General features: G+C 66.2%; 20 protein-coding genes. 11 read left to right on the top strand and 9 right to left on the bottom strand.

Annotated elements, in window-relative coordinates; translation table 11 throughout:
* Positions 1 to 6 precede the first annotated feature (6 nt).
* The 3 genes from SOM61_RS13770 to SOM61_RS13760 form a co-directional block, all read right to left on the bottom strand.
* Entirely contained in the window at positions 7 to 459 is a 453-nt protein-coding gene (locus SOM61_RS13770) for a YchJ family protein (protein ID WP_320474615.1), read from the bottom strand.
* Between the two features lie 84 nt (positions 460 to 543).
* Positions 544 to 1,779 (bottom strand): D-amino acid dehydrogenase, encoded by a 1,236-nt coding sequence (locus tag SOM61_RS13765; RefSeq protein WP_320474614.1) that lies wholly within the window; start codon positions 1,777 to 1,779, stop codon positions 544 to 546.
* A gap of 116 nt (positions 1,780 to 1,895) precedes the next feature.
* The gene (locus SOM61_RS13760) at positions 1,896 to 3,194 is read right to left on the bottom strand and encodes a serine hydrolase domain-containing protein (RefSeq protein WP_320474613.1); all 1,299 of its coding nucleotides are present in this window, start codon (positions 3,192 to 3,194) and stop codon (positions 1,896 to 1,898) included.
* Between the two features lie 123 nt (positions 3,195 to 3,317).
* Here SOM61_RS13760 and SOM61_RS13755 point away from each other — a divergent pair, with 123 nt between their 5' ends.
* The 8 genes from SOM61_RS13755 (at position 3,318) to SOM61_RS13720 (ending at position 11,639) form a co-directional block, all read left to right on the top strand.
* Positions 3,318 to 4,073, top strand: a complete 756-nt coding sequence (locus SOM61_RS13755) for a GntR family transcriptional regulator (RefSeq protein ID WP_320474612.1) — start codon at positions 3,318 to 3,320, stop codon at positions 4,071 to 4,073.
* 95 nt (positions 4,074 to 4,168) lie between these two features.
* The gene (murQ, locus tag SOM61_RS13750) at positions 4,169 to 5,047 is read left to right on the top strand and encodes an N-acetylmuramic acid 6-phosphate etherase (protein ID WP_320474611.1); all 879 of its coding nucleotides are present in this window, start codon (positions 4,169 to 4,171) and stop codon (positions 5,045 to 5,047) included.
* Between the two features lie 42 nt (positions 5,048 to 5,089).
* A complete protein-coding gene (locus SOM61_RS13745) occupies positions 5,090 to 6,355 on the top strand; it encodes an MFS transporter (protein WP_320474610.1) in 1,266 nt (421 codons plus the stop codon).
* A 129-nt stretch (positions 6,356 to 6,484) separates the two neighbouring features.
* A complete protein-coding gene (locus SOM61_RS13740) occupies positions 6,485 to 8,086 on the top strand; it encodes a glycoside hydrolase family 10-like protein (RefSeq protein ID WP_320474609.1) in 1,602 nt (533 codons plus the stop codon).
* Between the two features lie 18 nt (positions 8,087 to 8,104).
* Entirely contained in the window at positions 8,105 to 9,016 is a 912-nt protein-coding gene (locus tag SOM61_RS13735) for an N-acetylglucosamine kinase (protein ID WP_320474608.1), read from the top strand.
* A 28-nt stretch (positions 9,017 to 9,044) separates the two neighbouring features.
* Positions 9,045 to 10,040 carry an N-acetylmuramoyl-L-alanine amidase gene (locus SOM61_RS13730; protein ID WP_320474607.1) on the top strand — a complete coding sequence of 332 codons (996 nt, stop codon included), beginning with the start codon at positions 9,045 to 9,047 and terminating at the stop codon, positions 10,038 to 10,040.
* Positions 10,041 to 10,127: 87 nt separating this feature from the next.
* Entirely contained in the window at positions 10,128 to 11,027 is a 900-nt protein-coding gene (locus SOM61_RS13725) for a LysR family transcriptional regulator (protein ID WP_320474606.1), read from the top strand.
* Positions 11,028 to 11,639, top strand: coding sequence for a M15 family metallopeptidase (locus SOM61_RS13720; protein WP_320474605.1), 612 nt, complete (start codon positions 11,028 to 11,030; stop codon positions 11,637 to 11,639). It begins immediately after the preceding gene.
* A 3-nt stretch (positions 11,640 to 11,642) separates the two neighbouring features.
* Here the strand turns inward: SOM61_RS13720 and SOM61_RS13715 are convergent, their stop codons facing one another.
* From SOM61_RS13715 to SOM61_RS13705, 3 genes are all read right to left on the bottom strand, one after another.
* Positions 11,643 to 12,779: a GGDEF domain-containing protein gene (locus tag SOM61_RS13715; protein ID WP_320474604.1), complete on the bottom strand. Its 1,137-nt coding sequence runs from the start codon at positions 12,777 to 12,779 to the stop codon at positions 11,643 to 11,645.
* A 179-nt stretch (positions 12,780 to 12,958) separates the two neighbouring features.
* Positions 12,959 to 14,428 (bottom strand): D-alanyl-D-alanine carboxypeptidase/D-alanyl-D-alanine endopeptidase, encoded by a 1,470-nt coding sequence (gene dacB / locus SOM61_RS13710; protein WP_320474603.1) that lies wholly within the window; start codon positions 14,426 to 14,428, stop codon positions 12,959 to 12,961.
* A gap of 8 nt (positions 14,429 to 14,436) precedes the next feature.
* A complete protein-coding gene (locus SOM61_RS13705; protein ID WP_320474602.1) occupies positions 14,437 to 15,675 on the bottom strand; it encodes a nucleoside recognition domain-containing protein in 1,239 nt (412 codons plus the stop codon).
* 230 nt (positions 15,676 to 15,905) lie between these two features.
* Between SOM61_RS13705 and SOM61_RS13700 the strand changes: the two genes are divergently transcribed.
* The 3 genes from SOM61_RS13700 (at position 15,906) to SOM61_RS13690 (ending at position 21,898) form a co-directional block, all read left to right on the top strand.
* Positions 15,906 to 17,585 carry an ABC transporter substrate-binding protein gene (locus tag SOM61_RS13700; protein WP_414674986.1) on the top strand — a complete coding sequence of 560 codons (1,680 nt, stop codon included), beginning with the start codon at positions 15,906 to 15,908 and terminating at the stop codon, positions 17,583 to 17,585.
* A gap of 217 nt (positions 17,586 to 17,802) precedes the next feature.
* Positions 17,803 to 20,661, top strand: coding sequence for a TonB-dependent receptor domain-containing protein (locus SOM61_RS13695; RefSeq protein ID WP_320474600.1), 2,859 nt, complete (start codon positions 17,803 to 17,805; stop codon positions 20,659 to 20,661).
* 184 nt (positions 20,662 to 20,845) lie between these two features.
* Complete coding sequence (locus SOM61_RS13690; RefSeq protein WP_320474599.1) at positions 20,846 to 21,898, top strand: S66 peptidase family protein; 1,053 nt, start codon at positions 20,846 to 20,848, stop codon at positions 21,896 to 21,898.
* Here SOM61_RS13690 and SOM61_RS13685 read toward each other — a convergent pair.
* Genes SOM61_RS13685 through SOM61_RS13675 form a run of 3 tightly spaced genes read right to left on the bottom strand, consistent with a single transcriptional unit; the run spans position 21,891 to position 24,269 of the window.
* Complete coding sequence (locus SOM61_RS13685; protein WP_320474598.1) at positions 21,891 to 22,442, bottom strand: GNAT family N-acetyltransferase; 552 nt, start codon at positions 22,440 to 22,442, stop codon at positions 21,891 to 21,893. The two genes, SOM61_RS13690 and SOM61_RS13685, sit on opposite strands and share 8 nt — an antisense overlap.
* A complete protein-coding gene (locus SOM61_RS13680) occupies positions 22,439 to 23,566 on the bottom strand; it encodes an acyl-CoA dehydrogenase family protein (protein WP_320474597.1) in 1,128 nt (375 codons plus the stop codon). Before SOM61_RS13680 ends, SOM61_RS13685 begins: the two co-directional genes overlap by 4 nt.
* Positions 23,567 to 23,600: 34 nt before the next feature.
* On the bottom strand, positions 23,601 to 24,269 hold the full coding sequence (locus SOM61_RS13675; protein WP_320474596.1) for an SDR family oxidoreductase: 669 nt from the start codon (positions 24,267 to 24,269) through the stop codon (positions 23,601 to 23,603).
* Positions 24,270 to 24,330: the final 61 nt, after the last annotated feature.

The raw sequence follows: 24,330 nt of genomic DNA, 5'->3' as shown, positions 1-24,330 counted from the left end.
CGGCGTTTACTTCTTGTCAGGGAAACTGCCGTCCAGGTAGAACCAGCGAAGCGCGCCATCCGGGCCGGGTTCGCGCACGAAGCGGCTGACTTCGTGCAGGCGATGCGCACGGCCGCCAACCTTGAAGCGGGCGACGAATTCGACGGTATCACGGTTCGGGTCTTGCTCTGGATCGTCCGGCAATTCTGCTTTACGTTGACGTAAACGTAAAGCAGTTTTTATCTCGAGTCCGAGCCAGCGCATGGGCTCGGACTCGTCGATGATCGCTTCCTGCGGGCGGGTGCTTGGATGCCAGGTGGCAACCAGATAGGGCTCGTCCTTGAGCGTAAACGCGGTATACCGCGAGCGCATCAGGGTTTCGGCGGTCGGCGGCAGGGCCGCGCCGGCCAGGTAAGGACCGCAGCATCGCTCGAAAGCGGTGCCGCCGCAGGGGCAGGGAGAGGTGGGGCGGGTGGACATGGCGGCAATTATCCGCGATTTCTCTCACGCCGGTCATGCGGGGCGCATGAGGGTTCACCCCATTAGTGAAAAGGCAATCTGGCTTTATTGACGTAGCGTCAACCCATCCAACCCGAGCGGCGGCGCCTTCCCCTGCACCAGGTCGGCCAGCACCGCCGCCGTCCCGCAGGCAAAGGTAAACCCCAGCGGCCCGTGCCCGACGTTCAGCCACAGATTGTCATAGCGCGTGGCCCCGATGATCGGCGCGCTGCTCGGCGTCGCCGGCCGCAATCCCGCCCACACCGAGACTTGCGAATAATCCGCCGCGCGCGGCATGGTCTCGCGCACCTGGCGCGTCAGGCCCTCGACCCGCTTCGGATCGTGGCGCAGGTCTTCGCCCACCATGTCGACCATGGCCGCCACCCGCAGCCGGTCGCCGATGCGCGCATACAGCACCTTGCGTTCGAAGTCGGTGACGCTGATCTCGGGCGCCACGTCGTCCTGGCGGATCGGCGCGGAGAGGCTGTAGCCCTTGAGCGGATACAGCGGCAGGTGGATGCCGATCGATTCGGCCAGGTCGCGGCTCTGGATCCCGGCCGCCAGCACGTAGGCGTCGGCCGTGAGCAGGCCGTTGGCGGTCTCGACGCCGCGGATGCGTCCACGCTCGGCGTACAGCCCGCGCGCCTCGCCATGCACGAAGCCGCGAAAGCGCGGATGCGCGCGCAGGCGCTCGGCCAGGGCCAGGCAGAAGGCGTGGCAGTCGGCCACCGCCTCGCCGGCGTTGTAGATGCCGCCGGCCAGCAGGTGCTGGCTGGCCGCCAGCGCCGGTTCGCGCGCGCCGCATTCCTCGGGCGTCCAGACCTGGCCGGCGCCGGGTTTCGACGCGGCCGCCGCGAACACCTCGCGCGAGCGGTAGACCACCAGCTTGCCGGCGTCGCGCCAGTGGAAGGATTCGGGCGGCACCGCCAGCTCGAGCTGCTGCATCGCGCGGCGCGAGCACTCTCCCAGCTCGAGCAGCTTGGCCGTGGTGCGGCGGTTGACGTCGGCGCGGCAGTGGGCCAGGAAGCTGGCCAGCCAGCGGTACTGGCGCAGGTCGGCCTCCGGCTTGAAGCGCAGCGGGCCGTCGGCCTGGAACAGCCATTTGACGGCCTTCTTCGGAATGCCTTCGTCGGCCAGCGGCGAGACGTAGCGGTAGCTGAGCTGGCCGCCATTGCCGTAGCTGGCGCCGCTGCCGACTTCCGGCGCGCGCTCGAGCAGGGTGACGCCGTAGCCGGCTTCCACCAGCCACCAGGCCGACGCCAGGCCGACGACGCCGCCGCCGATCACGATGATGTGCTGCATGCCAGACTCGTTTGTTCAAATAGGGTTGAAGAGCTTAGATGCTGGTTGGACGGCCCGCCAATGAATGGTGGGCGAACAGTCATAACCGGCAGATATGCATGCATTTGCAGGGCCGTTCAGGCAGATTGGCCGAGGATGGCGCGCAGGTAGACACTCGCCAGCACGCGCTCCTCGTAGCGAACCAGCGAGGAATCGTGGCCGGGTTGGTCGTTTGGCTCGCGCGCGCTGCCGCCGGCCAGCACCACGATGCCGTTGCCACTGGCGCGGTCCATGGCGAAGATCGAGCGCAGGCCGTAGGCGTCGCCCAGGTGGCCCACCGCGTCCAGGCCAGGCGTGAGCCACATCCCGGGGCGGTCCGGATAATGGGCGTTGCCCAGGCCGCGCGGGCTGAGGATGCTGCCCAGCGGGTTGCCGTTGCCGCCGACGCCATCGTAGGCCCAGTGGCGCGCGAACATCCGCTCGATCGTCGCCGCCTGCAGCAGGCGCTTGCCATCATGGACGCCGCCCGCCATCAGCATGCGCATGATCACGCCAAGATCGCGCGCCGAGATGCGCAGGCCGCCGGTCGGGCTGAACGGCGTGGCATTCGTGCCCGGCACGTAGCCGGCAAGGCCCGGCGGCGGCTGGATGCCGGGGGCGTCCACCTGCGCGACCCAGGGCCCGTCGGGATTCCAGGTGTCGCTGTCCACCGCGCGCTTGCGGTAGATGGTCGCCAGCCGGTCCTGCGCCGCCTTCGGAAGTTCGGACGGGTTATAGCCGGCCTGCAGGCCGAGCGGCTGCAGCAGCAGGCGCGTCATCAGGCGGTCGAAGCGTTCGCCTGTCACGCGCTCCATGATCGTGCCGATCAGGCCGAAGCCCAGATTGCAATAGGTGTAATAGGCGCCGTCAGGCCCGGCATGGCGCGACCAGGCGGGCTGCACGTCCTTCAGCGCCGTCGTGGCCGGCCAGAAGTAGCCGCCGTCGTCGCGCAATGAGGAGGTATGCAGCAGCAGGTGGCGCAGGGTGATCGCCTGGCTGGCGAAATGCGGGTTACGCAAGTTGAAACCGAGGTAGCCCGAGACGTCGGCATCGAGATCGAGCTTGCCGTTTTCCAGCAGGCGCATCAGGCCGAGCGTGGTGACCAGTTTCGATATCGAGGCGATGCGGTACAGGGTATCGGGCGTGGCCAGACGGTCCGGCGCGGCGCCGTTGCCGATGGTGCGGCGCCCGAACGCGCCTTCGTACGCCGGGCGGCCCGCGCGCAGCGCCACCACCGACAGGCTGGCCAGCGGGAAGGCGGGGTCGTCGGCGATGGCGGCCAGCTCGGCGTCGAGCGAAGACGCCGCGCCGCCGGACGTCAGCGGCATCGCCGCGAACAGCGGTTCCATCGCGCCCAGCATGGCCATGCCGAGCAGGGATCGCCTGCCGTGATTCATTTCATTCCCTTTTATCGTGTTTGCCGGATCAGCATACGGACAGCCCGAAACCCTTGCCTAATGAATAGCCGTAGGGAAGTCATAACTCTTTTGTATTGGTCTCAAGTGGTATGCTTCCACGGTATGAACACCCCCGGTCCCGGATTCCAGGTCAACCTGGACGACAATTCCCCCCTTTACATGCAGCTGGCGCGCAAGCTGGCGCAGGACGTGCGCGACGGCCGCTACCAGGCCGACCAGGCGCTGCCCTCCGAACGCATGCTGTCCGAACAGCTCGACGTCTCGCGCGTCACCGCGCGCAAGGCGATCGACCAGCTGGTCGAGCAGGGCCTCGTGGTGCGCCGTCGCGGCTCGGGCAACTATATCGCCCCGCGCATCGAGCAGCCGCTGTCGAACCTGTCGAGTTTTTCGGAACAGCTGCAGCAGCGCGGCTATACCCCGCGCTCCGAGTGGCTGCGCCGCGAAGTGGTCCTGGCCGACGCCGACGAGCAGCTCTCGCTGGGCCTCTCTCCCGGCGCGCGGGTGGCGCGCCTGGAACGCCTGCGCCTGGCCGACGACGTCGTGATGGCCTATGAAATCAGCGTGATCCCGGCCACGGTGCTGCCGCGTCCCGATGGCGTGGCAGCTTCGCTCTACGCCCACCTGGGCAAGAGCGGCCACATGCCGGTGCGCGCGCTTCAGCACATCCGCGCCATGAACGCCGACGCCGAACTGGCGGCGCGCCTGGATGTGCCGGAAGGCCGCGCGGTACTGTTCATCACGCGCATCGGCTACCTGGAATCGGGCGAGCCGGTCGAGCTGACCCATTCCTATTGCCGCAGCGACCACTATGATTTCGTGGCCGAGCTCAGACGGCCTACGCCGGGCGTCCCCGCATAACCTTGCGGCATGACGGCGTCCGATCCTTTCATGGGATGGCTTGCCGAATTGGTATTACACTGGTTTCATCACAATTCCATTCTCGAGACACGGCGATGCTCAATACCGAAACCCCTTCCCAGGCGCACGCCGCCCTCGACCAGTACCCGACCACCGAACTGGTGAACGTCTTCGTCGACGACCAGTTGCAGGCTGTCGAGGCGGTGCGCAAGGCCGCGCCGCGCATCGCCGCCGCCGTCACCGCCGCGCTGCCGCGCATGGAAGCGGGCGGGCGCCTGATCTATGTCGGCGCCGGCACCTCGGGCCGCCTCGGGGTGCTCGACAGCGTCGAGCTGTACCCGACCTTCTCCTGGCCGCATGGACGCGCGGTGGCGCTGCTGGCCGGCGGCAGCGACGCCATGTTCGTCGCGGTCGAAGGGGCGGAAGACGATTTCGAGCAGGGCGGCGCCGACCTGCGGGGAGTGAACGTGGGGCCGGACGACGTGGTGCTGGCGATCGCCGCATCGGGCGGCACGCCCTATGTGCTGGGCGCCATCCAGGCTGCGCGCGCGGTCGGCGCGCTGACGGTAGGCTTCGCCAACAACCCGGACGCGCCGGTCACGCAGGAAGCCGAGATCGGCGTCACGCTCGATACCGGCCCCGAAGTCGTCTCGGGCAGCACGCGCCTGAAGGCGGGCACCTCGCAAAAGATCGCGCTGAACACCTTTTCCAGCGCACTGATGGTGCGTTTGAACAAGGTTTACGGCAACCTGATGGTAGACTTGAAGGCTACCAATGCCAAACTGGTACGGCGCGCGATCCGCCTCACCAGCTTCGCCACCGGCGCCGACGAGGAAGCCGCGCGGGCGGTGCTGGAGCAATGCGGATTCCACGTCAAGACCGCCATCGTGGCCTTGTCCAAACAAACCAGTGTCGAGCAGGCGCAAGCGCTGCTGGAAGCGGCGCGCGGCAGCGTGCGCCAGGCGCTCGCGTAAGCGCGTTTCCGCAGCCTTGGCCTAGAGGCACAAGAAAGAGACATGCAGAAACCGCAAGCGAACCGCCCGTGGCTGTGGGTGCCATCCCTGTACTTCGCCCAGGCCATCCCCTATGTCGTGGTGATGAACCTGACCGTCATCATGTACAAGGACATGGGGATTTCGAATTCCGACATCGCCTTCTATACCAGCCTGCTGTACCTGCCATGGGTGATCAAGCCGCTGTGGTCGCCCATCGTCGACATGTTCGGCACCAAGCGCCGCTGGACCGTGCTGTTGCAGATCGCGGTCGGCGCCTCGCTGATCGCGGTCGGCACCGTCTTGCACACACCCGCCTTCTTCGCCGTCAGCCTGGCCGTCATGTGGGTCATGGCGTTCAGCTCCGCCACCCACGACATCTCGGCCGACGGCTTCTACATGCTGGGCCTGCGCCAGCAGCAGCAAGCCGCCTTCGTCGGCGTGCGCAGCACCTTCTATCGCCTCGCGACCCTGGTCGGACAAGGCCCGCTGGTGGTGCTGGCCGGCTACCTGGCGGTCAGCCTGGGCGACGTCAGGCAAGCCTGGGCGATCGTGTTCTATGTGCTGGCCGGGATCTTCTTCGCCGCGTTTGCCTGGCACCAGTTCGTGCTGCCGGTGCCCGAGGACGACCGTCCCGCCCCGACCACCAATAATCCGCTGCGCGACTTCTTCGGCACCTTCGCCGCCTTCTTCAAGAAGCGCGACATCTGGATGATCGTCGCCTTCATCCTCACCTTCCGCCTGGGCGAGGCCCAGTTGCTGAAACTCGTGGCGCCATTCCTGAAGGACCCGATCAGCGAAGGCGGCCTGGGCCTGACCACCGCCGAATACGGCATCGCCTACGGCACGGTCGGCATCATCGCGCTGACCCTGGGCGGCCTGGCCGGCGGCTGGCTGATCTCGCGCCTGGGCCTCAAGCGCTGCCTGTGGCTGATGGTGTTCGCGATCCACCTGCCGGACCTGGTATTCGTCTACCTGTCGCAGACCCAGCCGACCGACCTGGTGACGGTGTCGGCTTTCCTGGCGCTCGAACAGTTCGGCTACGGCTTCGGCTTCACGGCCATGATGATGTACATGATCATGGTGGCCGACGGTCCCAACAAAACCGCGCACTATGCGATCTGCACCGGCCTGATGGCGCTCGGCATGATGGTGCCGGGCATGTGGAGCGGCGACCTGCAGGAATACCTGGGCTACAAGCACTTCTTCATCTGGACCTGCCTGGCGACCATCCCCGCATTCATCGTGGCGGCGCTGGTCAAGATCGATCCCGAATTCGGGAAAAAATAGCGGGGCCGGCGTCCCGCGACGCCTTGTGGCTGCGCCACAGCTTTCAATGCCCGACTTTCACCATCGCCTGGCGCATGCAGCGCCGGCGCCGGTTCGTCAAAGTCTGAACCGAATCTACAAGGAGCCACTTTGCTTCCCAATCTGAACAAACGCGCTTTCACGCTCGGCATGGCCAGCGCCTTCGCCCTCGGCGGCCTGCTGGCCGGCTGCGGCACCAAGCCGCTTATCCACACCGGGCCGGTGGCCGAGACCAGCGGCGGCGACGATCCGCCCGCGGCGCCGCGCGAGCTGCGCGCCGCCTGGGTCTCGACCGTCGCCAATATCGACTGGCCCAGCAAACCCGGCCTGTCGTCCGCCAAACAGCAGCAGGAAGCCATCGCCATCCTCGACCGCGCCAAGTCGCTCAACCTGAACGCGATCGTGCTGCAGGTGCGTCCGTCGGCCGATGCGATCTATCCGTCGCCGCTCGAGCCATGGACCGAATACCTGAGCGGCGCGCAAGGCAAGGCGCCCATGCCGGCCTACGATCCTCTTAAATTCTGGATCGACCAGGCGCATGCGCGCGGCCTCGAGCTGCACGCCTGGTTCAATCCCTATCGCGCGCGCATGGATGCGGCGCGCTCGCAGTCGGCGCCGAACCACATCACCAATACCAATCCGGACATCGTCAAACGCTACGGCAAATTCATGTGGATGGACCCGGGCGAGCCGGCGGCCGTCAAGCAGACCATGGACGTGATCCTCGACGTCGTGCGCCGCTACGACATCGACGGCGTGCACATCGACGACTACTTCTATCCCTACCCGATCGAGGCCACGCCGGCCGTGGCCGGCAATGCCGCCGCGCTGGACGGCCGCGCGGCCAAGGGCGAACTGGACTTCCCCGACGATCCGGCCTGGCAGCGCTACCTGAAAAGCGGCGGCACATTGGCGCGCGCCGACTGGCGCCGCGACAACGTCAACCGCCTGATCGAGGCCATGTACAAGGGCATCCATGCCGAAAAAAGCTGGGTGCGTTTCGGCATCAGCCCCTTCGGCCTGGGCCGCCCGGACCGCCGTCCGCCCGGCATCGTCGGCTTCTCGCAGTATGACAAGCTGTATGCCGATGCCGAACTGTGGCTGCAGGAGGGCTGGCTCGACTACTTCGTGCCGCAGCTGTACTGGCCGATCAAGCCGCCGGGCCAGGCCTATGACGTGCTGCTGGATTACTGGATCGGCCAGAACCCGCTGGGCCGCCATATCTGGCCGGGCCTGTTCACCAGCCGCATCGGCGCGCCGACCCGCGACTACGAGCCGGACGAAGTGCTGCAACAGGTCAGCGTGACCCGTTCGCGCCCGCTGGCCACCGGCCATATTCACTTCAGCATGGTGGCCCTGATGCAGAACCGCAAGGGCGTCAGCGACCAACTGCGCGCGAGCCGCTACACCGGCCAGGCGCTGGTGCCGGCCACGCCGTGGCTGGGCAACACGCGTCCCGGCACGCCCGTGGTGAAGGCCGCGCGCGGCGCCCGCTCGGTCGACCTGAGCCTGAAGGCGGGCAAGGGCAATGCCCTGTATGCGATCTGGGCCCGCCACGGCAATGAATGGCGCTTCGCCGTGGCGCCGGCGGCGCGCGCGACCTGGACTGTTTCCGACGACGAGCGCCTCGGCCCGGCCGAGATCGTGGTGGTGAGCGCGGTCGACCGTCTCGGCAACGAGGGCGAGCGCGTGCGTGTGTGGTCGAAACCATAATGCGGGTAGCATCACGGTATGCCGACTGATCAAGACAATCCGCCTGGCGTAGGCCTGGGCATCGACGCCGGCGGCACCCAGACCCGCTGGGCGCTGGCCGCGCCCGGCGGCGCGATCCTGGCCGAGGGCACGGTCGACGGTCTCTCTGCATTGCAGATGGCCACGCCTCATGGCCGCGAGGCCGTGCGCGCTACCTTCGAACGGCTGGCGGCGGCAGTGCTGCAGCATGCGCATCCGGTGCGGGTGCAGGCCGGCCTGACCGGTTTCGGCGGCGACGGCGCATTGCTGCAGGGCTGGCTGGCTGACCTGCTGGGCGTGGCGCCTGGCGCGGTCACGCTCTGCAACGACATCGAGATCGCCTACCGCGCCAGCTTCGCGCCGGGCGAGGGTTACCTGGTCTATGCCGGCACCGGTTCGATCGGGGCCTTCATCGATGAACACGACGTGTTCCACCGCGCCGGTGGCCGCGGCGTGGTGCTGGACGATGGCGGCGGCGGCTTCTGGATCGCACGCGAAGCGCTGCGCCATATCTGGCGCAATGAAGACGAGCGTCCCGGCTGCTGGCAGGAGTCGCCGATGGCGCATGCCGTGTTCGAGCATGTTGGCGGATCGGACTGGACCCAGTCGCGCCAATTCATCTACCAAAGCGAGCGCGGGACGATCGGCAAGCTGGCGCTGGCCGTCGCCGCCAGCGCGGAACACGATCTGGCGGCACGCGCCATCCTGGTCGCGGCCGGCCATGAGCTGGCGCGCCTGGCATCGGCCCTGATTGCGCGCTTCGGCACGCGCCCAGTGGCCCTGGCCGGGCGCGCCGCCGAACTGCATCCGCTGATCGCCGACACCATGCGCGCGGCGCTGCCTTTGAATACCGCCTTCACCCGCACCGGCTCGCGCGCCCACCACGCCGCCGCACGCCTGGCGCTGGGTTAAACAACAAGAAACCACCAAGGAGAACAATATGAAATCGATCGCCGCCTTGCTTGCCCTGACCGTACTGGCGGGCTGCTCTACCGTTCCGAGCTACGACACCACCTATAACGCCAAGGGCCAGTCGAGCCGGGCGCGCTTCCTGGTGCTGCACTACACGGTCGCCAACACGCCGAGCTCGATCAAGATCCTGACCGAGAAAGAAGTCAGCTCGCACTATTTGCTGACCGACGAGGCGACGCCCAAGATCTATCGCCTGGTCGACGAGAACCGCGCCGCCTGGCATGCCGGCAATTCGAGCTGGAAGAACTTCACCCAGCTCAACAACAGCTCGATCGGCATCGAGATCGTCAACGCCGGCTGGAAGGACACGCCGACCGGCCGCGTCTATGCGCCATTCCCGCAAGCGCAGGTGGACGCCCTGATCCCGCTGGTGAAGGACATCGTCCAGCGCCACGGCATCGCGCCCGAGAATGTGCTGGGCCACAGCGACATCGCGCCGCTGAGGAAGCAGGATCCGGGTCCGCAATTCCCGTGGCAGCGCCTGGCGCAAGAAGGCCTGGTGGTGTGGCCGGACGCCGCCCGCGTGGCGGCCGTGCGCCCGGCCTTCGACGCCCTGCTGCCCGACGTCGGCTGGTACCAGCGCAAGCTGGCCACCCACGGTTTCGGCATCGTGCAAAGCGGCGTGTATGACGAAGCGACCCGCACCACGCTGGCGGCGTTCCAGATGAAATACCGACCGCTCGATATCGCGGGCAATCCGGATGCCGAGACGGCGGCGCTGCTCGAAGTGCTGACCACGCCGGCCGGCACCCCGCCGCCGCCGATGCCGGTAATTCCGGCGCAGCCGCAGCCATGGCAGGCGACGCCCGGCCAGCCGCTTCCGCCGGTTCAGCCTGCAGCGCCGGTACCGCCATCGGCGCCGGCCCCGACCGCCGAGCCGCTCCCGGGCGCGCTCGAGAACGTGCCGCCGACCGCACCGGTGCCTGCGCCTGTGCCCGCCACGCCGCCAGTGAACACGCAGTGACCATCGCCGTACAGCAATTTTCGCTGTATCCTTCGCCAATCCACCCTGTGCGTATGCGGGGTGGATTTTCTACTGAAGGGTGAAGCAATGCGTCTGCGTCATATCGAGGTGTTCCACGCCATCATGCAAGTCGGCACCATCAGCGGCGCCGCCCAGGTGCTGCATATTTCCCAGCCGGCGGTAACCAAGGTGCTGCAGCATGCCGAGCTGCAGCTGGGCATGCCGCTGTTCGAGCGCGTGCGCGGCAAGCTGTATCCGAAGCCGGAAGCGCACCGCCTGTTCGCCGAAACCGAGAAGCTGAACCGCGACCTGCAGGGCATCCGCCGCCTGGCTGCCAGTCTCAAGGGCCGTGCGGTCGAGACCGTGCGCCTGGTGTCGACGCCGACCATCGCGGTCAGCGTGCTGCCGGTCGGGATGACGGCCTGGCGCCGCGATTTCCCCGACACCCGTTGTGAACTCGCCACACATCACACGAGCGAGATCGTGAACGCGCTGCGCCTGGGCGAAGCCGACCTGGCCCTGTCGCTGCAGGATCCGCGCCATCCCGGCATCGTGGCCGAACCGATCGCCCACGGCCTGTTGACGGTGGTGGCGCCCGCCGGCACCTGGACCGACGAAGAATGCAAGAAGCCGATCTCGGCCGAAGACCTGAGCGGCGAACTGATCGGCCTGGCCGACCGCGATCCGCTGGGCGAGATGGTCGTGGCCGCCTGCGAGGCGCAAGATGTGCAGCCGGTGTTCCGCACCGTGGTGCAGACCTACCAGATCGCGCGCTCGCTGGTGGAGGCCGGCGCCGGCACGGCGATTCTCGACCCGTTCACCGCCGCTTCGGCGGCGCCCAACAAGGTGCAGTGCCGCCAGTGGTCGCCGTCGATCCCGGTGCACCTGTACCTGCTCACCGCAAGCCATTCGCCGCTGTCGCATGGCGCGCGCGAGCTGGCCAACTGTATCGGTGCGACCGCACGCGCCTGTCTTGAAAACAAGTAAATGAACCTTACCCTCGCCAGCGAGGACATCGCCAGCAGCCCGGAATTCCGCCACCTGGACAGCATCGCCGGCATCGACGTCGACCTGCGCTACGCCACGGCCAACAACTTCGTCGGGCGCGATTTGTATTCGCCGTACGACTGCGCCTGGCTGCACGTCGAGGCGGCGGCCGCGCTGGAACGGGCGGTGGCCTGGCTGGCAGTGCACGCGCCGGACCTGCGGCCGCTGGTGCTGGACGCCCTGCGTCCGCAGCGGGTGCAGCAGCAGTTGTGGGATGCGCTCGAGGGCACCGACCTGCGCCTGTATCTGGCCAACCCGGCGCGCGGCTCGATCCACTCCTATGGCATGGCGCTCGACATCACGCTGCTCGATGCCGATGGCCGCGAGCTGGACATGGGCACCGGCTTCGACGACATGACGGAACTGTCGCATCCGGCGCTGGAAGAAGGCTTTCTATTGGCTGGCCAGCTCAGCGAGCATCAGCTGGCCAACCGCCGCCTGCTGCGCTCCGCGATGCTGCAGGCCGGCTTCCTGGGCATCAATACCGAGTGGTGGCATTTCGATTGCGGCGACCGCGAGCTGGTGCGCGCCACCTTCCGCAGGGTGCTGTAAGGCTTACGCCGCCAGCTCGACCGACTCGACCCGGTTGCGGCCGTTGCGCTTGGCCGCGTACAGCTGCTTGTCGGCGGCCACGATCAGGTCGGGCAGGGTGACGCGCAAGTCCTTGCTCGAAAAATCGAAGGTGGCCACGCCGAAGCTGGCGCTGGTCGGCACCGGTTCGCCGTCGACCGTGAAGGTGCTGGCGGCGAAGGCGTCGCGCAGGCGGTCGGCCAGGACGGCCGCCCCCGCCAGAGCGGTCACGGGCAGGATCAGCAGGAATTCCTCGCCGCCGTAACGCACCACCGCATCGACGCCCTGGCGCGTCATCCCCTGCAGCAGGGTGGCGAAGTTCTGGATCACGTTATCGCCCTGATGGTGGCCGAAGGTGTCGTTGATGTGCTTGAAGTGATCGATATCGCACAGTACGACGGAGACCGCATGGCCGAAGCGCCGCGCCCGCGCCAGCTCGGCGCCCAGCAGGTGGTCGTTCAGGTAATGGCGGTTGTAGCAGCCGGTGAGCTGGTCGCGCTCGGCCAGGCGCTTCAATTGCGTCTGCAGCCGGAATTCCTCGCGCGCCACCCGGTTGAAGCGGCGCGCCCCCAGGATGCCGAAGGTATTGATCATCGCCAGCAGCATGCCCATCGTGAGCAGGTCGGCCACCGGCCGTGGCGGCAGCATGAAATGCACCAGCGCCAGGAAGACGATGACGCCACCGCTCGCGATCGCGGTGGCGTAGGCCAACCGGTTCGGGATGTACAGGTAGATCACGACCTGGATCACCACCATCGACAGCGCATGCCAGTGCACCTCGTTCGGACGCGCCAGCACGACCACCATGAAGCAGCCCAGCGACAGGATCTCGGCGCTCGACGCCGCCAGCCGCGTGGCGCGGATCGACAGGGGGCGGCGATAGGCCAGCCAGGCGCAGATGCCGGCATTGAGCGCGACGCCCAGGCGGGCAGGAAGGGTTTCCCGGAGCGCCGTCTGCAAGCCCAGCGCTGCAATATCGGTCAGGAAGAACAACTGGAAAAACACGACGCAGAACAGCAGCGTGAAGCCGAGCAGGGAGCGCGTGCGGGGGAGCTGGCTCGTCAGGAATTCGGTCTCGTCCGCGGCGCGCGCGAATTCTCCGGTCAGGGGATGGAATTTCATGAATGATCAGGACAGCCAAACTTGACAGTCGGCAACGCGTCCTGCGGAGGCGGAAACCGGTGGCGCGAGACATGCACCAGCCCGCCATTGTGTCAGCTTTTGCTATCGAAAACTAACGAATTATAGTAATTCGACACTAAGCTTGCATCGATAGCAATGTTTAGCTGTACATTCCCGGTTCAGGGCGTGGCGGAAAGCGGCGCACCCGAGCGCGCCACCCAGTCCACCAGCGTATCGAGCACGGCGCGTCCGCGACCGTTGCCGCTTTGCTCGCTATTGATCATCGCCACGAACACGCACGGGATGCCGTTCGCGTCCGGCACGTAGCCGGCCAGCGCCGTGACGTTGCGCAGGGAGCCGGTCTTGAGGCGCGCGCGGCCGGCTGCGGGGCTGTCCTGCAGGCGGCGGCGCATGGTGCCGTCGACCGCGCCGATCGGGATGCTGGACTGGAATTCCGGCGCCCACGGGCTATGCAGCCCGGCCTGCAGCAGGCGGGCCATCTGCTGCGGGCTGATGCGCTCGATGCGCGACAGGCCCGAGCCGTTGTCGATCACGAAGCCGGCGTCGTCGATGTGTTTTTCGCGCAGCCAGCCGCGCACCGCGGCGTCGGCGCGGGCGAAAGTCGATTCCTCGGCCAGCGGCAGCGCCAGGCTGCCCGCCACCGGGTCGGCCTGCAGGCTGCCCAGGCTCAGGAACAGGGTGCGCGCCAGTGCGTTGTCCGACGGCTTGTTGATGTCGCGGACCAGATCCGGCAGCTGGCGCGACACATGGGCCGCGAGCAGGCGCGCGTCGAGCGGCGTGGCGCCGGTGATAGTGCGGCCGCTCAGCACGCCCCCCTGGGCGCTCCAAATCTCGCGCACCAGGCGGCCGACGTAGTCGTCGCGGTCGAGCACATTGACGCCGTAGCTGCGGTTGCAGTTCTTCGGGAAGGTGCCGCGCAAGACCACCTTGATGCGGCCATCGGCCTGGCGCCGCGCCTCGGGCAGCTGCCAGCCGGCTTCCCACTTGGCGCAGTCGGCGTCGACCAGGGTCATCTCGGACGTCACCGAGACCCGCTCCAGTTCCGGGTGCATGCGCAGCTGCAGGCGTGAAGCGGTCGACCGCATATCGAGCTGCAGCATGTTCTTGTTGACCAGCAGGGCGTCGGGGATCACGTTGTAATACGCTTCCGGCGACTCGTCGAAGGGCGGCAGGCCGACGTCCGTGCGCGCCGGCTGGAACAGGCCGCGGTCCAGCACCAGGTCGCCCTCGATGCGCTCGATGCCGTCGTAGCGCAGTGCGCGCAGCATGTCGGCGACGTGTTCGCCCGACAGGTCGGCATCGGCGCCGCCCTTCAGGTACAGGCTCCCGCGCAGCACGCCGTCCTCGACCTGGCCCGTGGTGCGCAGTTCGGTGCGGCCGCGAAAGGCGGGGCCCAGGCGTTCCAGGCCGACCAGGGTCGTCACCAGCTTCATCGTCGATGCCGGCTGCATCGGCAGGCCGGCCCGGTGTTCGAGCACGGCGGCGTCGCCGCGCAGCACCAGCACCCCGATCTCGTCCTGCCCGATCCCGTTCTGCTGCAGCGCCTGGGCCACCGCTGGCGGCAGCTGGGCGTGGGCGAACGAGATGCCGGTGAAGAGGGCGAGGGCGAGCAGCGGGCGCTTGAGCATGGGTATCCTTAGCCGAAGAAGAGATAGGCGACGAAGATGGCGCCGATGACGCCGGCCAGGTCGGCCAGCAGGCCATAGCCGATCGCATAACGTGCCTTGCGCACGCCGACCGAACCGAAATAGAGGGCGACGATGTAGAAGGTGGTGTCGGCCGCGCCTTGCAGGATGCTGGCCAGGCGGCCAACGAAGGAGTCGACGCCATAGGTCGTCATGGCATCGATCATCATGGCGCGCGAGCCGCTGCCCGACAACGGTTTCATGAGGGCGGTCGGCAGGGCGCCGACGAAATCGGTCGGCAGGCCGAGCGCATTGAACACCCAGGCGAAACCGCTGACGATCAGGCCCAGGATGCCCGAGTTGCGCACGACGCTGATCGCCACCAGCATGCCGACCAGGTAAGGGATGATCTTGAGCGAGGTCTCGATGCCGCCCTTGGCGCCTTCGATGAAGGCATCGAACACGTTCACTTTCTTGAGCAGGGCGCCGGTCATGAAGACGGCGATCACCGAGAACAGGATCAGGTTGGCGGCGATCAGCGAGACCGACTCGATCTGGGCTTTATCCAGGAAATGGGTGAAGAGGAAGACCAGGCCGCCGATCAGCGCGGTGCCGCCGCCGATCCAGCCGAACACCACCGGGTCGAGCAGGTTGATGCGCTGGCGCAGGCTGACGGCGATGATGCCGGTCATGGTCGAGCAATAGGTGGCGATCAGGGTCGGGATGAAGATGTCGGCCGGGTTGGCCGCACCGAGGATCGCGCGCTGGGCCATGATGGCCAGCGGGATGATGGTCAGGCCCGAAGTCTGGATCACCAGGAACATGATCTGGGCGTCGCTCGCCTCGTCTTTCTTTGGATTGAGCGACTGCAGGCTCTCCATCGCCTTCAGGCCGAAGGGCGTGGCGGCGTTGTCCAGGCCCAGCATATTGGCCGAGAAGTTCATCACCATGTGGCCGTTGGCGGGGTGGTCCTTCGGCACGCCGGGGAAGATGCGCGAGAAGAAGGGGGCGATCACGCGCGCGAAGGCATTGATCGCGCCGGCTTTTTCACCCACGTTCATGATCCCGAGCCAGAGCGTCATGACGCCTGCCAGCGGCAGGGCGATGTCCATGACCGCCATCTTGGCCGAGGAAAAGGTGCCGTCGATGATGCGCTTGAAAACTTCGGTATCGCCAAGGAAGATCCATTGTCCCAGCGCCGCGATGAAGCCGACGAGGAAGAAGCCTGTCCAGATGTAATTGAGTGCCATGTGATGAATCGCTGCTGGGTATCGCACGATTGTGCAGTGGACAGTGGCTTAGAGCAAGCTGCATGGATGAAAGAATGCAGCCTCACCATGTTCAAAAGTTATGCACGTTGCTCATGGAGCGCCGCGCGGCCTATCATACGCAACGCCTAACCAAGCCTGCCGCCATGACTTTTCGCTACGCCGTCGCCCTGTCGCTATCCCTTGTTTGCTTCGCTGGGCAGGTCCTCGACGTGAACGCACAGCCGCGGGCTTCGTCGCAAGAAAAGGTGCTGCGCATGTTCCTGTCCACCAGCGAAACGGGACTCGACCCGGCGTCGGCGTCCGACAACGCCACGCTGTCGCTGCTGGAAAACCTGTTCGATCCGCTGCTGCGCTACGACTACCTGGCGCGGCCGGCGAAACTGCGGCCGAATACGGCGACCGCGATGCCGCAAGTGAGCGCCGACGGCCTGACCTATACCTTCCGCATCCGCCCCGGCATCTATTTCACGCCGGATCCGGCCTTCAAGGGCGTGAAGCGCGAAGTCACGGCTGCCGACTATGTCTACAGCCTCGAACGCCTGCGCGATCCGTCAATCAGGTCGCCCTGGTCGTATATGGTCGAAGGCAAGCGGGTGGAGGCGGTCGACCGCTACACCCTGCGCATCCGCCTCGCCGCGCCCGACAACAACTTCCTGTTCTATCTCGCCACCCCGGCCACCGGCGTGGTCGCGCGCGAGGTGATCGAGGCCTATCCGGGCCAGGCCGGCAATCACCCGGTCGGCACCGGGCCCTTCATGATCGGCGAATGGAAGCGCAGCGACCGCATCGTCCTGCTGGCCAATCCGTATTCGACGGCCGTGTTCTCGGCCACGCCTGGCGACGACCCGGAAGACCGGGCGATTGCCGCCGCCCTGGAGGGCAAGCGCTTGCCGCTGGTGGACCGGATCGACGTCAAGATCGCCGAGGAGTTCCAGGGCCGCATGCTGGGCTTCCTGAATGGCGAATACGACTACCTGGAACAGATTCCCGAATCGATGACCGAGATGGTGGTGCAGGACGGCGAACTGAAACCCGAGCTGGCGGCGCGCGGCATCGTGTTGTCGCGCTTCCCGGTGCTGCAGACCTATTACATGTGGATGAACATGAACGACCCGGTGGTCGGCGGTTATGGCAAGGACAGGGTGGCGCTGCGGCGCGCGATCTCGATGTCGTACAACAGCGCCCAAGACATCGCGCTGCTCAAGAAGGGATTCGCAATCAAGGCCGAATCGCCGCTGCCGCCGAACGTGCTCGGCTACGATCCGGATTACCGCAGCCCGGTGCCCTACAATCCGGCGCTGGCCAATGCGCTGCTGGACCGCCATGGCTACGACCAGCGCGATGCCGATGGATTCAGGCGCGCGCCTGGCGGCAAGCCGCTAACGCTGACGATGCATAGCGAAGCCACCGTCGGCGGCCGCCTGCGCGACGAGTTGTGGAGAAAATGCCTGAACGCGATCGGGCTACGCGTGGTGTTCAGGTCGGACAAGAAGACCGAGATCATCAAGGCGTCGCGCCTGGGCACGGTGCAGATGTTCGAGAGTAACTGGATCGCCGACTTCCCCGACGGCGACAATTTTTATCAGCTGCTGTACGGCCCGAATGCGGGCCGCGCCAACTACTCCCGTTTTAACCTGCCGGAGTACAACGTGCGCTACGAGCGTGCGCGTTTGCTCACCGATGGTGCAGAGCGCAACAAGCTGTATATCGAGATGAACCAGCTGCTGCACGCCTATAACCCATGGGTGCCATTGACCCATGTGCTGTCCGGCGACCTGCGTCATCCGTGGCTGAAAAACTACAAACGGCATCCGGTCGAATTCACGACCTGGCGTTACCTCGATGTCGATGTTGCGCAAAGAGCACGCTCCGCCAGAGCTAAGCGTTAGATTTCGTTAGTTTTTCCTAAATTAAATATTCCCGCTGGTTATACTGCCCTCCGGTTAATTCATTGGCTCCTGAGAAATTTGTGGGCGTACTCTGAATTCACAACATAACGTAATGCTAAGAGCGAATTAGCCATTACGAACAGAGCAGGCCAGGCGCGTGCGATGCAGTGCACCAATCTGGCCCAAGACCGCCAAGGGAAACGTTAGGAGAAACACGGTGAAATTGAAAAAACTGGCACAGTTGTTGGCCCTCATGGGCGTGGCCGCCCCGATCGTGGCACAAGCGCAGGCGCAAAGCGAGGCGCCGATACAGCGGGTGGAAATCACCGGTTCGAGCATCAAGCGCATCGCCAAGGAGGGTGCGCTGCCGGTTGAAATCATTTCGCGCAAACAGCTGGAAGACCAGGGCATCGTGACGGCCGAGCAGCTGATCGCGACCCTGAACGTTAACGGCAACGGCTCCGACAACCTGGCCTCGAACGCCGACGTCACCTCGGGCGCCCAGCGCGGCAACAACGGCGCCTCCAGCGCCAACCTGCGCGGCCAGGGTTCCGATTCGACCCTGGTGCTGCTCAACGGCCGCCGCGTCGCGACCCACGGCATGAAGGGCTCGGCGGTCGACCTGAACTCGATCCCGATGGCGGCGGTCGAGCGCGTCGAAGTGCTCAAGGACGGCGCCTCGGCCGTGTATGGCACCGACGCGATCGGCGGCGTGATCAACTTCATCCTGCGCAAGAACTACAAGGGCCTGGAAGCCCAGGCCTTCACCGATGTGACCGAAGCGGGCGGCGGCGAGATCGGCCGCGCCACCATCACCGGCGGCTGGGGCGACCTCGATACCCAGGGCTGGAACGTGCTGGTGACGGCCGCGCACAGCGAGAACAAGGCACTGCGCGGCAACCAGCGCGATTTCGTCAACACCTTCCAGCCGAACCGCGGCGTGTCGGTCGATACCCGGGGCACCCCGAGCGGCAACATCTTCGCCACGACCCTGGGTCCGTCCCTGCTGTCGCGCACCGGCACCGGCCCAACCACGCCGGGTGGCAACATCGCCTACAACGGCATCAGCCTGCTCGACCTGCCGGGCGGCCCGGGTTGCGACAGCATCGACGGCATGGGCGCCTACGACGAGAAATTGTGGGATGCGCCGGGTTCGGCCTATGGCTGCGCCTGGGATACCGGCCGCGCCGCCGTGCTGCAGCAGCCGGTCAAGAACACCAACGCGCTGGCGCGCGCCACCTTCCGCTCGGGCGAGCACGAGTTCTTCGCCGAAGCCGTCGCCTCGCGCGTCGAAGTGGCCAAGAGCTTCTCTCCGAACCAGGTCTCGCCATCGGCATCGACCTTCGGCACCTCCTCGTTCTATCCGAGCACCGGCGCCGCCTACGATGACGTCTACAACGCCCTGGTCAAGGTCTTCCCGAGCATCTCGGCCAACTACGGCCTGCCGATCGCCTACCGCTGGCGCTGCATGGAGTGCGGCAACCGCGAGATCGAGACCGAGACCAAGGCCGGTCGCCTGCTGGTCGGCGCCGACGGCCCCTTGAACCTGTTCGGCAATCGCTATGATTACCGCGTCGGCCTGTCGCAAGCGTACAGCGAGTCCGACTCGGTGCTTGGCAGCGGCTACAACTACACCGGGGCGCTGGCCGATGTGCTCGGCTCGGGCATCGTGAACCCCTTCCTGCTGCCGGGGCAGAGCCAGAGCCAGGCCGCGATTGACGCGATCCGCGCCACTTCGGCGGCCGGCGTGGTGATGTACGGTGGTAAGACCACGCTGACCCAGTTCGACGCCGCGCTGTCCGGCGAAATCTTCAAGCTGCCGGCCGGCCCGGTGATGATGGCGCTCGGCACCGACCTGCGCCGCGAGGAGTACAAGTTCAATGGTGACGCGCGCAATGTCGCCGAGCGCCGCGCGATCCTGAACGCGCCATTCGATGACGTCAACGTGCTGCCCAAGGTCAGCCGCGACATCAAGGCGGTGTACGCCGAACTGCTGGTGCCGGTGACCGAGGCGCTGGAACTGAACTTCGCCATTCGTCGCGACGATTACACCGGCTTTGGCGCGACCACCAATCCGAAGGTCTCGTTCCGCTACCAGCCGATCCCGCAACTGCTGTTCCGCGGTTCGTACAACGAGGGCTTCCGCGCGCCGTCGTTCAACCAGCTGTTCAACGGCATCACCGAGTCGCCATATGCCGGCAAGGACCTGGTCGATCCGGCCACCTGCCCGAGCGGCCGCGCCGACAGCACGGTCGCGGGCTGCCAGGCCCTCGACTCGAACACCGTCAATACCATCACCGGCGGAAAGGCCACGCTGGGACCGGAAACGGCCAAGCAGGCCAGCCTGGGCGTGGTGTTCGAGCCGACCAACTACTTCTCGGCCAACGCCGACCTGTGGGAGATCCGCAAGGAAAACACGATCGACTCGTTCAACGTCGCCACCATGGTCCAGAACTACAACCTGTTCCAGGAGCAGTTCATCCGTGACACCGCGGGCAAGCTGGAAGTCATCGACCAGCGCTGGCTCAATGCCGGCGAGCGCATTACGCGCGGTGTCGAAGTCGGCGCCCGCCTGAACGGCAAGTTCAGCACCGGCGCGGTGTGGGGCATCGGCATCGACGGTTCGCGCCTGCTCGAGAAGAAGTCGCGCGCCACCAGGAACGCCGAGTTCGGCGAGAGCGAAGTGGGCCGCTTCGTGTTCACCGGCGACCTGGGCCTGAAGTGGAAGCACAGCGCTTATGCGACCTACAAGTACGGCAACTGGAGCGGCATGCTGCAGAACATCTACCGTTCGGGCTATGACGACCAGGTGCTGCCGGGCGTGGCCAGCGGCCGTGTGACGCCGTCGAACTACAACAGCAAGGTCGACGAGTATTCGATCTTCAACCTGTCGGTGAACTACACGGGCTTCCAGAACCTGACCCTGACCGCGGGCGTCAAGAACATGTTCGATGAAGATCCGCCGTTCGCGATCACCTACGACGGCAACACCGGCGCCGGCAGCAGCTGGGAACCGCGCGTCGCCGATCCGCGTGGTCGCTCGTTCACCCTGATGGCCAACTACAAGTTCTTCTGATTGCTCTACACTGAGGGCCCGCGTCACGGAGGTTTTCTGCCTCCCGGCGCGGGCTGTTTTTTTCCCCGCATCCTTGGCACGTCATCCCCGCGCAGGCGGGGATCCAAGTTCTGCTTGCGCTGCCGCGATGCTTATAAAACTTGGGTCCCCGCCTGCGCGGGGACGACGTTGATTGAAGCAGCTTATGAAGATCAGCCGTCGCAGCTTTGGCGCCATCGCCGCCGCCCTGTCCCTTGCCTTGCCCGGCGTAGCCGCAGCGCATACGCCTTCCTCACGTCCCATGAAAAAGCTTATCAAACCGCCCCGCCTGAAGCGCGGCGACACCGTCGGCCTGATCGCGCCCGGCGGCTACACCACCGACCGCGCCATCGAGAAAGCGGTGCGCAATATCGAAGCGCTGGGTTTCAAGGTCAAGACCGGCGCCTATCTGCGCGAAGTGTTCGGCAACTATGCAGGCTCGGTGCAGCAGCGCCTGGCCGACCTGCATGCGATGTTCCTTGACCCGGACGTAAAAGCGATCTGGCCGATCCGTGGCGGCTCGGGCTGCATCTCGCTGCTATCAGGTCTCGACTACGGCCTCATTCGCCGCAACCCCAAGGTGCTGGTCGGCTATTCGGACATCACGGCGCTGCACCTTGCGATCCTCAAGCAGACCGGCCTGGTGACCTTCCACGGCCCGGTGGCCTCGTCGACGATGACGCCGTATTCGCTTGACCACATGATGGCGGTGCTGACGGAGCCGCAGGCCGGCTACACGATCCCGATGTCGCAGGAGAACGCGCAGCGCGCCGCGAGCGAGCCGCACTTCGGCGTCCACACCTTCACCCATGGCGTGGCGACCGGCCCGCTCATGGGCGGCAACCTGTCGCTGGTGGCGGCGCTGGCCGGCACGCCGTATGCGGCCGATATCAAGGACAGCATCCTGTTCCTGGAAGAGGTGAACGAAGCGCCATACCGGATCGACCGCTGGATGACCCAGCTCGACCTGGCGGGCGGCTTCAGGAATGCGGCGGCGCTGGTGGTGGGCATCTGCGAGAACTGCGGGCCGGAGCACGAGGACATCTCGCTGACGCTGGAGCGCACGCTGGGGCTGCACCTGCATCCGCTGACGATTCCCGCGGTGTCAGGCTATTCGATCGGGCATATCCGCAACCAGTTCACGCTGCCGATGGGAATCCAGGCGCGCATCGATACGAAAGCGCAGACGATCACGCTATTGGAGTCCGCCGTTACCTGACGCGCCGGCTCATCATGACCGAACCGTGCGACTGGCCATCGATGCGGTACAGGTCGGGCACTTCGCAGGTAGCGGCGAAACCGGCACGCTGGTACAGGCGGCGCGCCGCGTGATTCCCCGCCAGCACGTCGAGATCGACCCATTCCAGCGGTGGTGTAACGCCGGCCCAGGCCAGCGCGGTGTCGACCAGTTGGCGGCCCAGGCCAAAGCGCCGGTAGTCGCGGTGCACGCCCATGCCGAGCAGGGCCCGGTGAGCGGACTCCGGATCGGGCCGCGCCCGCAGGTCGACGTGGCCGGCGATCGCGCCGAGGCTGTCGAGCGCGATCCACATGCGGCGCCAGCCCGGCTGCCCGAATGGCACCGCAAAGCTGGCGGCGAACGAGGCCGCCTTCTCGGGCATGAGCCGCGACTGCAGGCGCGATAGCGGCTGAAACAGCGGCATGCCATCGCGGCCGTTTTCCTGCAGCTGGTCGTCCAGGTAGATGAAGAGCTGCGCCAGCCGTTCCGGCTCCAGCGGTGCTATGTGCAGGAGCGGCAGGCTCACAGCGCGCGCGCGATCAGAAGTTTCTGGATGTCGCTGGTGCCTTCATAGATCTGGCACACGCGCACGTCGCGGTAGATGCGCTCGACCGGGAAGTCGGCCACGTAGCCGTAGCCGCCGAACACCTGCATCGCGCTCGACACGACGTTCTCGGCCATCTCGGAAGCGAACAGCTTGGACATCGCCGCTTCTTTCAGGCAGGGCAGGCCCGCATCCTTCATCGCGGCCGCGTGCAGGATCAGCTGGCGCGCGGCCTCGATCTTCATCGCCATCTCGGCCAGGCGGAACTGCACCGCCTGGTGCTCGAAGATCGGCTTGCCGAAGCTCTCGCGCTCCTTCGCATAATCAAGCGCTGCCTCGTAGGCCGCGCGCGCCATGCCGACCGATTGCGAGGCGATGCCGATGCGGCCGCCCTCCAGCCCGGACAGGGCGATCTTGTAGCCCATGCCTTGCTCGCCGATCAGGTTCTCCGCCGGCACGCGGCAGTTGTCGAACACGATCTGCGCGGTGTCCGACGAATGCTGGCCCATCTTGTGCTCGATGCCGGCCACGATGTAGCCGGGCGTATCGGTCGGCACCCAGAACGCGCTGATGCCCTTCTTGCCGGCCGCCTTGTCGGTGACGGCCATGACGATGGCCACGTCGCCGTATTTGCCGCTGGTGATGAACTGCTTGGTGCCGTTGATGACGTAATGGTCGCCGTTACGCGTGGCTGTGGTGCGCAGCGCCGCCGCATCGCTGCCGGTGTGCGGCTCGGTGAGGGCGAAGGCGCCCAGCAGCTCGCCCTGGGCGAGAGGACGCAGCCAGCGCTCCTTCTGTTCCTCGTTCGCATACATCATGGCGATGCTGCACACGGGGCAGTTGTTGACCGAGATGATGGTCGAGGTGCCGCCGTCACCGGCCGCGATCTCTTCGAGCACCAGCGCCAGCGACACGTAGTCCAGGCCCGCGCCGCCATACTGCTCCGGCACCGCCACGCCGAAGGCGCCCAGGCCCGCCAGTTCCTTCAGTTCCTCTTTCGGGAAATGGTGTTCGCGGTCCCAGCGCGCGGCGTTGGGGGCCAGGCGTTCCTGCGCAAAGCTGCGCAGGGCGTCGCGGATCATCTGGTGTTCTTCGCTCAGGATCATGGTGTCTCGTGTGTTTTTTATGTGTGTGGATTGCCTACCAGGCGATGGCGGCGCCGTCGTGGTTCAGGAAGCTGCCGTTGGCGCTGGCGTCCACCTGGGCCAGGGTGGCGCGCATATCGCGCACGCTGTGCTCCGGCGTGAGGCTGGCGCCAGAGCCGCCCATATCGGTCTGGACCCAGCCCGGATGGAAGGCGACGCAGGTGACGCCTTGTGCGCCGTAGGTGATCGACGCGTCCTTGAGCACGGAGTTGAGCGCCGCCTTGCTGGCGCGGTACAGCGTGCCTTCGGTACCCGTGCGTTCGCCGATCGATCCCATGCGCGAGGAAATGACCGCCAGCTTGCCGCGCGTGTCGGCCAGTAGCGGCCCGACGACCGGGATCAGGCGCATCGCGGAGAGCACATTGGTGTGCATGACGGTGTCGAATTCGGGACCGGTCGGGAAGCTGCCGTGGGTCGGGCCGTAGACGCCGGCCACCAGCCAGGCGGCGTCGACCTGTTCATCGTCCAGGCGCCAGGCCAGCGCCGCGATCGAATCGGCCACCGTGACGTCGAGCTGGTGGGCCTCGGCGCCGAGGTGGACCAGTTCATCGCAGTCTTCCTGCTTGCGCGCGGTGGCGATGACGCGCCAGCCCTCAAGCCGGTATTGGCGGACCAACTCGTGGCCGATGCCGCGCGAGGCGCCGATGATCAGTGCGGTTGGCATGATGAACTCCCTGTGAACGGTTGAATCCTCAATGTTCGCATGGTTCGTTCATCATTGCCGC

Origin of the sequence: Massilia sp. CFBP9012 (genome assembly GCF_034045115.1) — a bacterium.
Classification (GTDB): Bacteria; Pseudomonadota; Gammaproteobacteria; order Burkholderiales; family Burkholderiaceae_D; genus Telluria.
Note: the sequence above shows the minus strand (reverse complement) of the source record. Positions and strands in the feature narration are given on the sequence as shown.

Excerpts from the sequence above, each read along its gene's own strand:
- SOM61_RS13690 (WP_320474599.1), top strand. The coding sequence starts at position 20,846 with ATGAAGATCAGCCGTCGCAGCTTTGGCGCCATCGCCGCCGCCCTGTCC.
- SOM61_RS13730 (WP_320474607.1), top strand. The coding sequence starts at position 9,045 with ATGAAATCGATCGCCGCCTTGCTTGCCCTGACCGTACTGGCGGGCTGC.
- SOM61_RS13745 (WP_320474610.1), top strand. The coding sequence starts at position 5,090 with ATGCAGAAACCGCAAGCGAACCGCCCGTGGCTGTGGGTGCCATCCCTG.
- SOM61_RS13770 (WP_320474615.1), bottom strand. The coding sequence starts at position 459 with ATGTCCACCCGCCCCACCTCTCCCTGCCCCTGCGGCGGCACCGCTTTC.
- dacB (WP_320474603.1), bottom strand. The coding sequence starts at position 14,428 with ATGCTCAAGCGCCCGCTGCTCGCCCTCGCCCTCTTCACCGGCATCTCG.
- SOM61_RS13725 (WP_320474606.1), top strand. The coding sequence starts at position 10,128 with ATGCGTCTGCGTCATATCGAGGTGTTCCACGCCATCATGCAAGTCGGC.
- SOM61_RS13755 (WP_320474612.1), top strand. The coding sequence starts at position 3,318 with ATGAACACCCCCGGTCCCGGATTCCAGGTCAACCTGGACGACAATTCC.
- SOM61_RS13735 (WP_320474608.1), top strand. The coding sequence starts at position 8,105 with ATGCCGACTGATCAAGACAATCCGCCTGGCGTAGGCCTGGGCATCGAC.
- SOM61_RS13675 (WP_320474596.1), bottom strand. The coding sequence starts at position 24,269 with ATGCCAACCGCACTGATCATCGGCGCCTCGCGCGGCATCGGCCACGAG.
- SOM61_RS13760 (WP_320474613.1), bottom strand. The coding sequence starts at position 3,194 with ATGAATCACGGCAGGCGATCCCTGCTCGGCATGGCCATGCTGGGCGCG.
- SOM61_RS13715 (WP_320474604.1), bottom strand. The coding sequence starts at position 12,779 with ATGAAATTCCATCCCCTGACCGGAGAATTCGCGCGCGCCGCGGACGAG.
- SOM61_RS13705 (WP_320474602.1), bottom strand. The coding sequence starts at position 15,675 with ATGGCACTCAATTACATCTGGACAGGCTTCTTCCTCGTCGGCTTCATC.
- SOM61_RS13765 (WP_320474614.1), bottom strand. The coding sequence starts at position 1,779 with ATGCAGCACATCATCGTGATCGGCGGCGGCGTCGTCGGCCTGGCGTCG.
- SOM61_RS13720 (WP_320474605.1), top strand. The coding sequence starts at position 11,028 with ATGAACCTTACCCTCGCCAGCGAGGACATCGCCAGCAGCCCGGAATTC.
- SOM61_RS13680 (WP_320474597.1), bottom strand. The coding sequence starts at position 23,566 with ATGATCCTGAGCGAAGAACACCAGATGATCCGCGACGCCCTGCGCAGC.
- murQ (WP_320474611.1), top strand. The coding sequence starts at position 4,169 with ATGCTCAATACCGAAACCCCTTCCCAGGCGCACGCCGCCCTCGACCAG.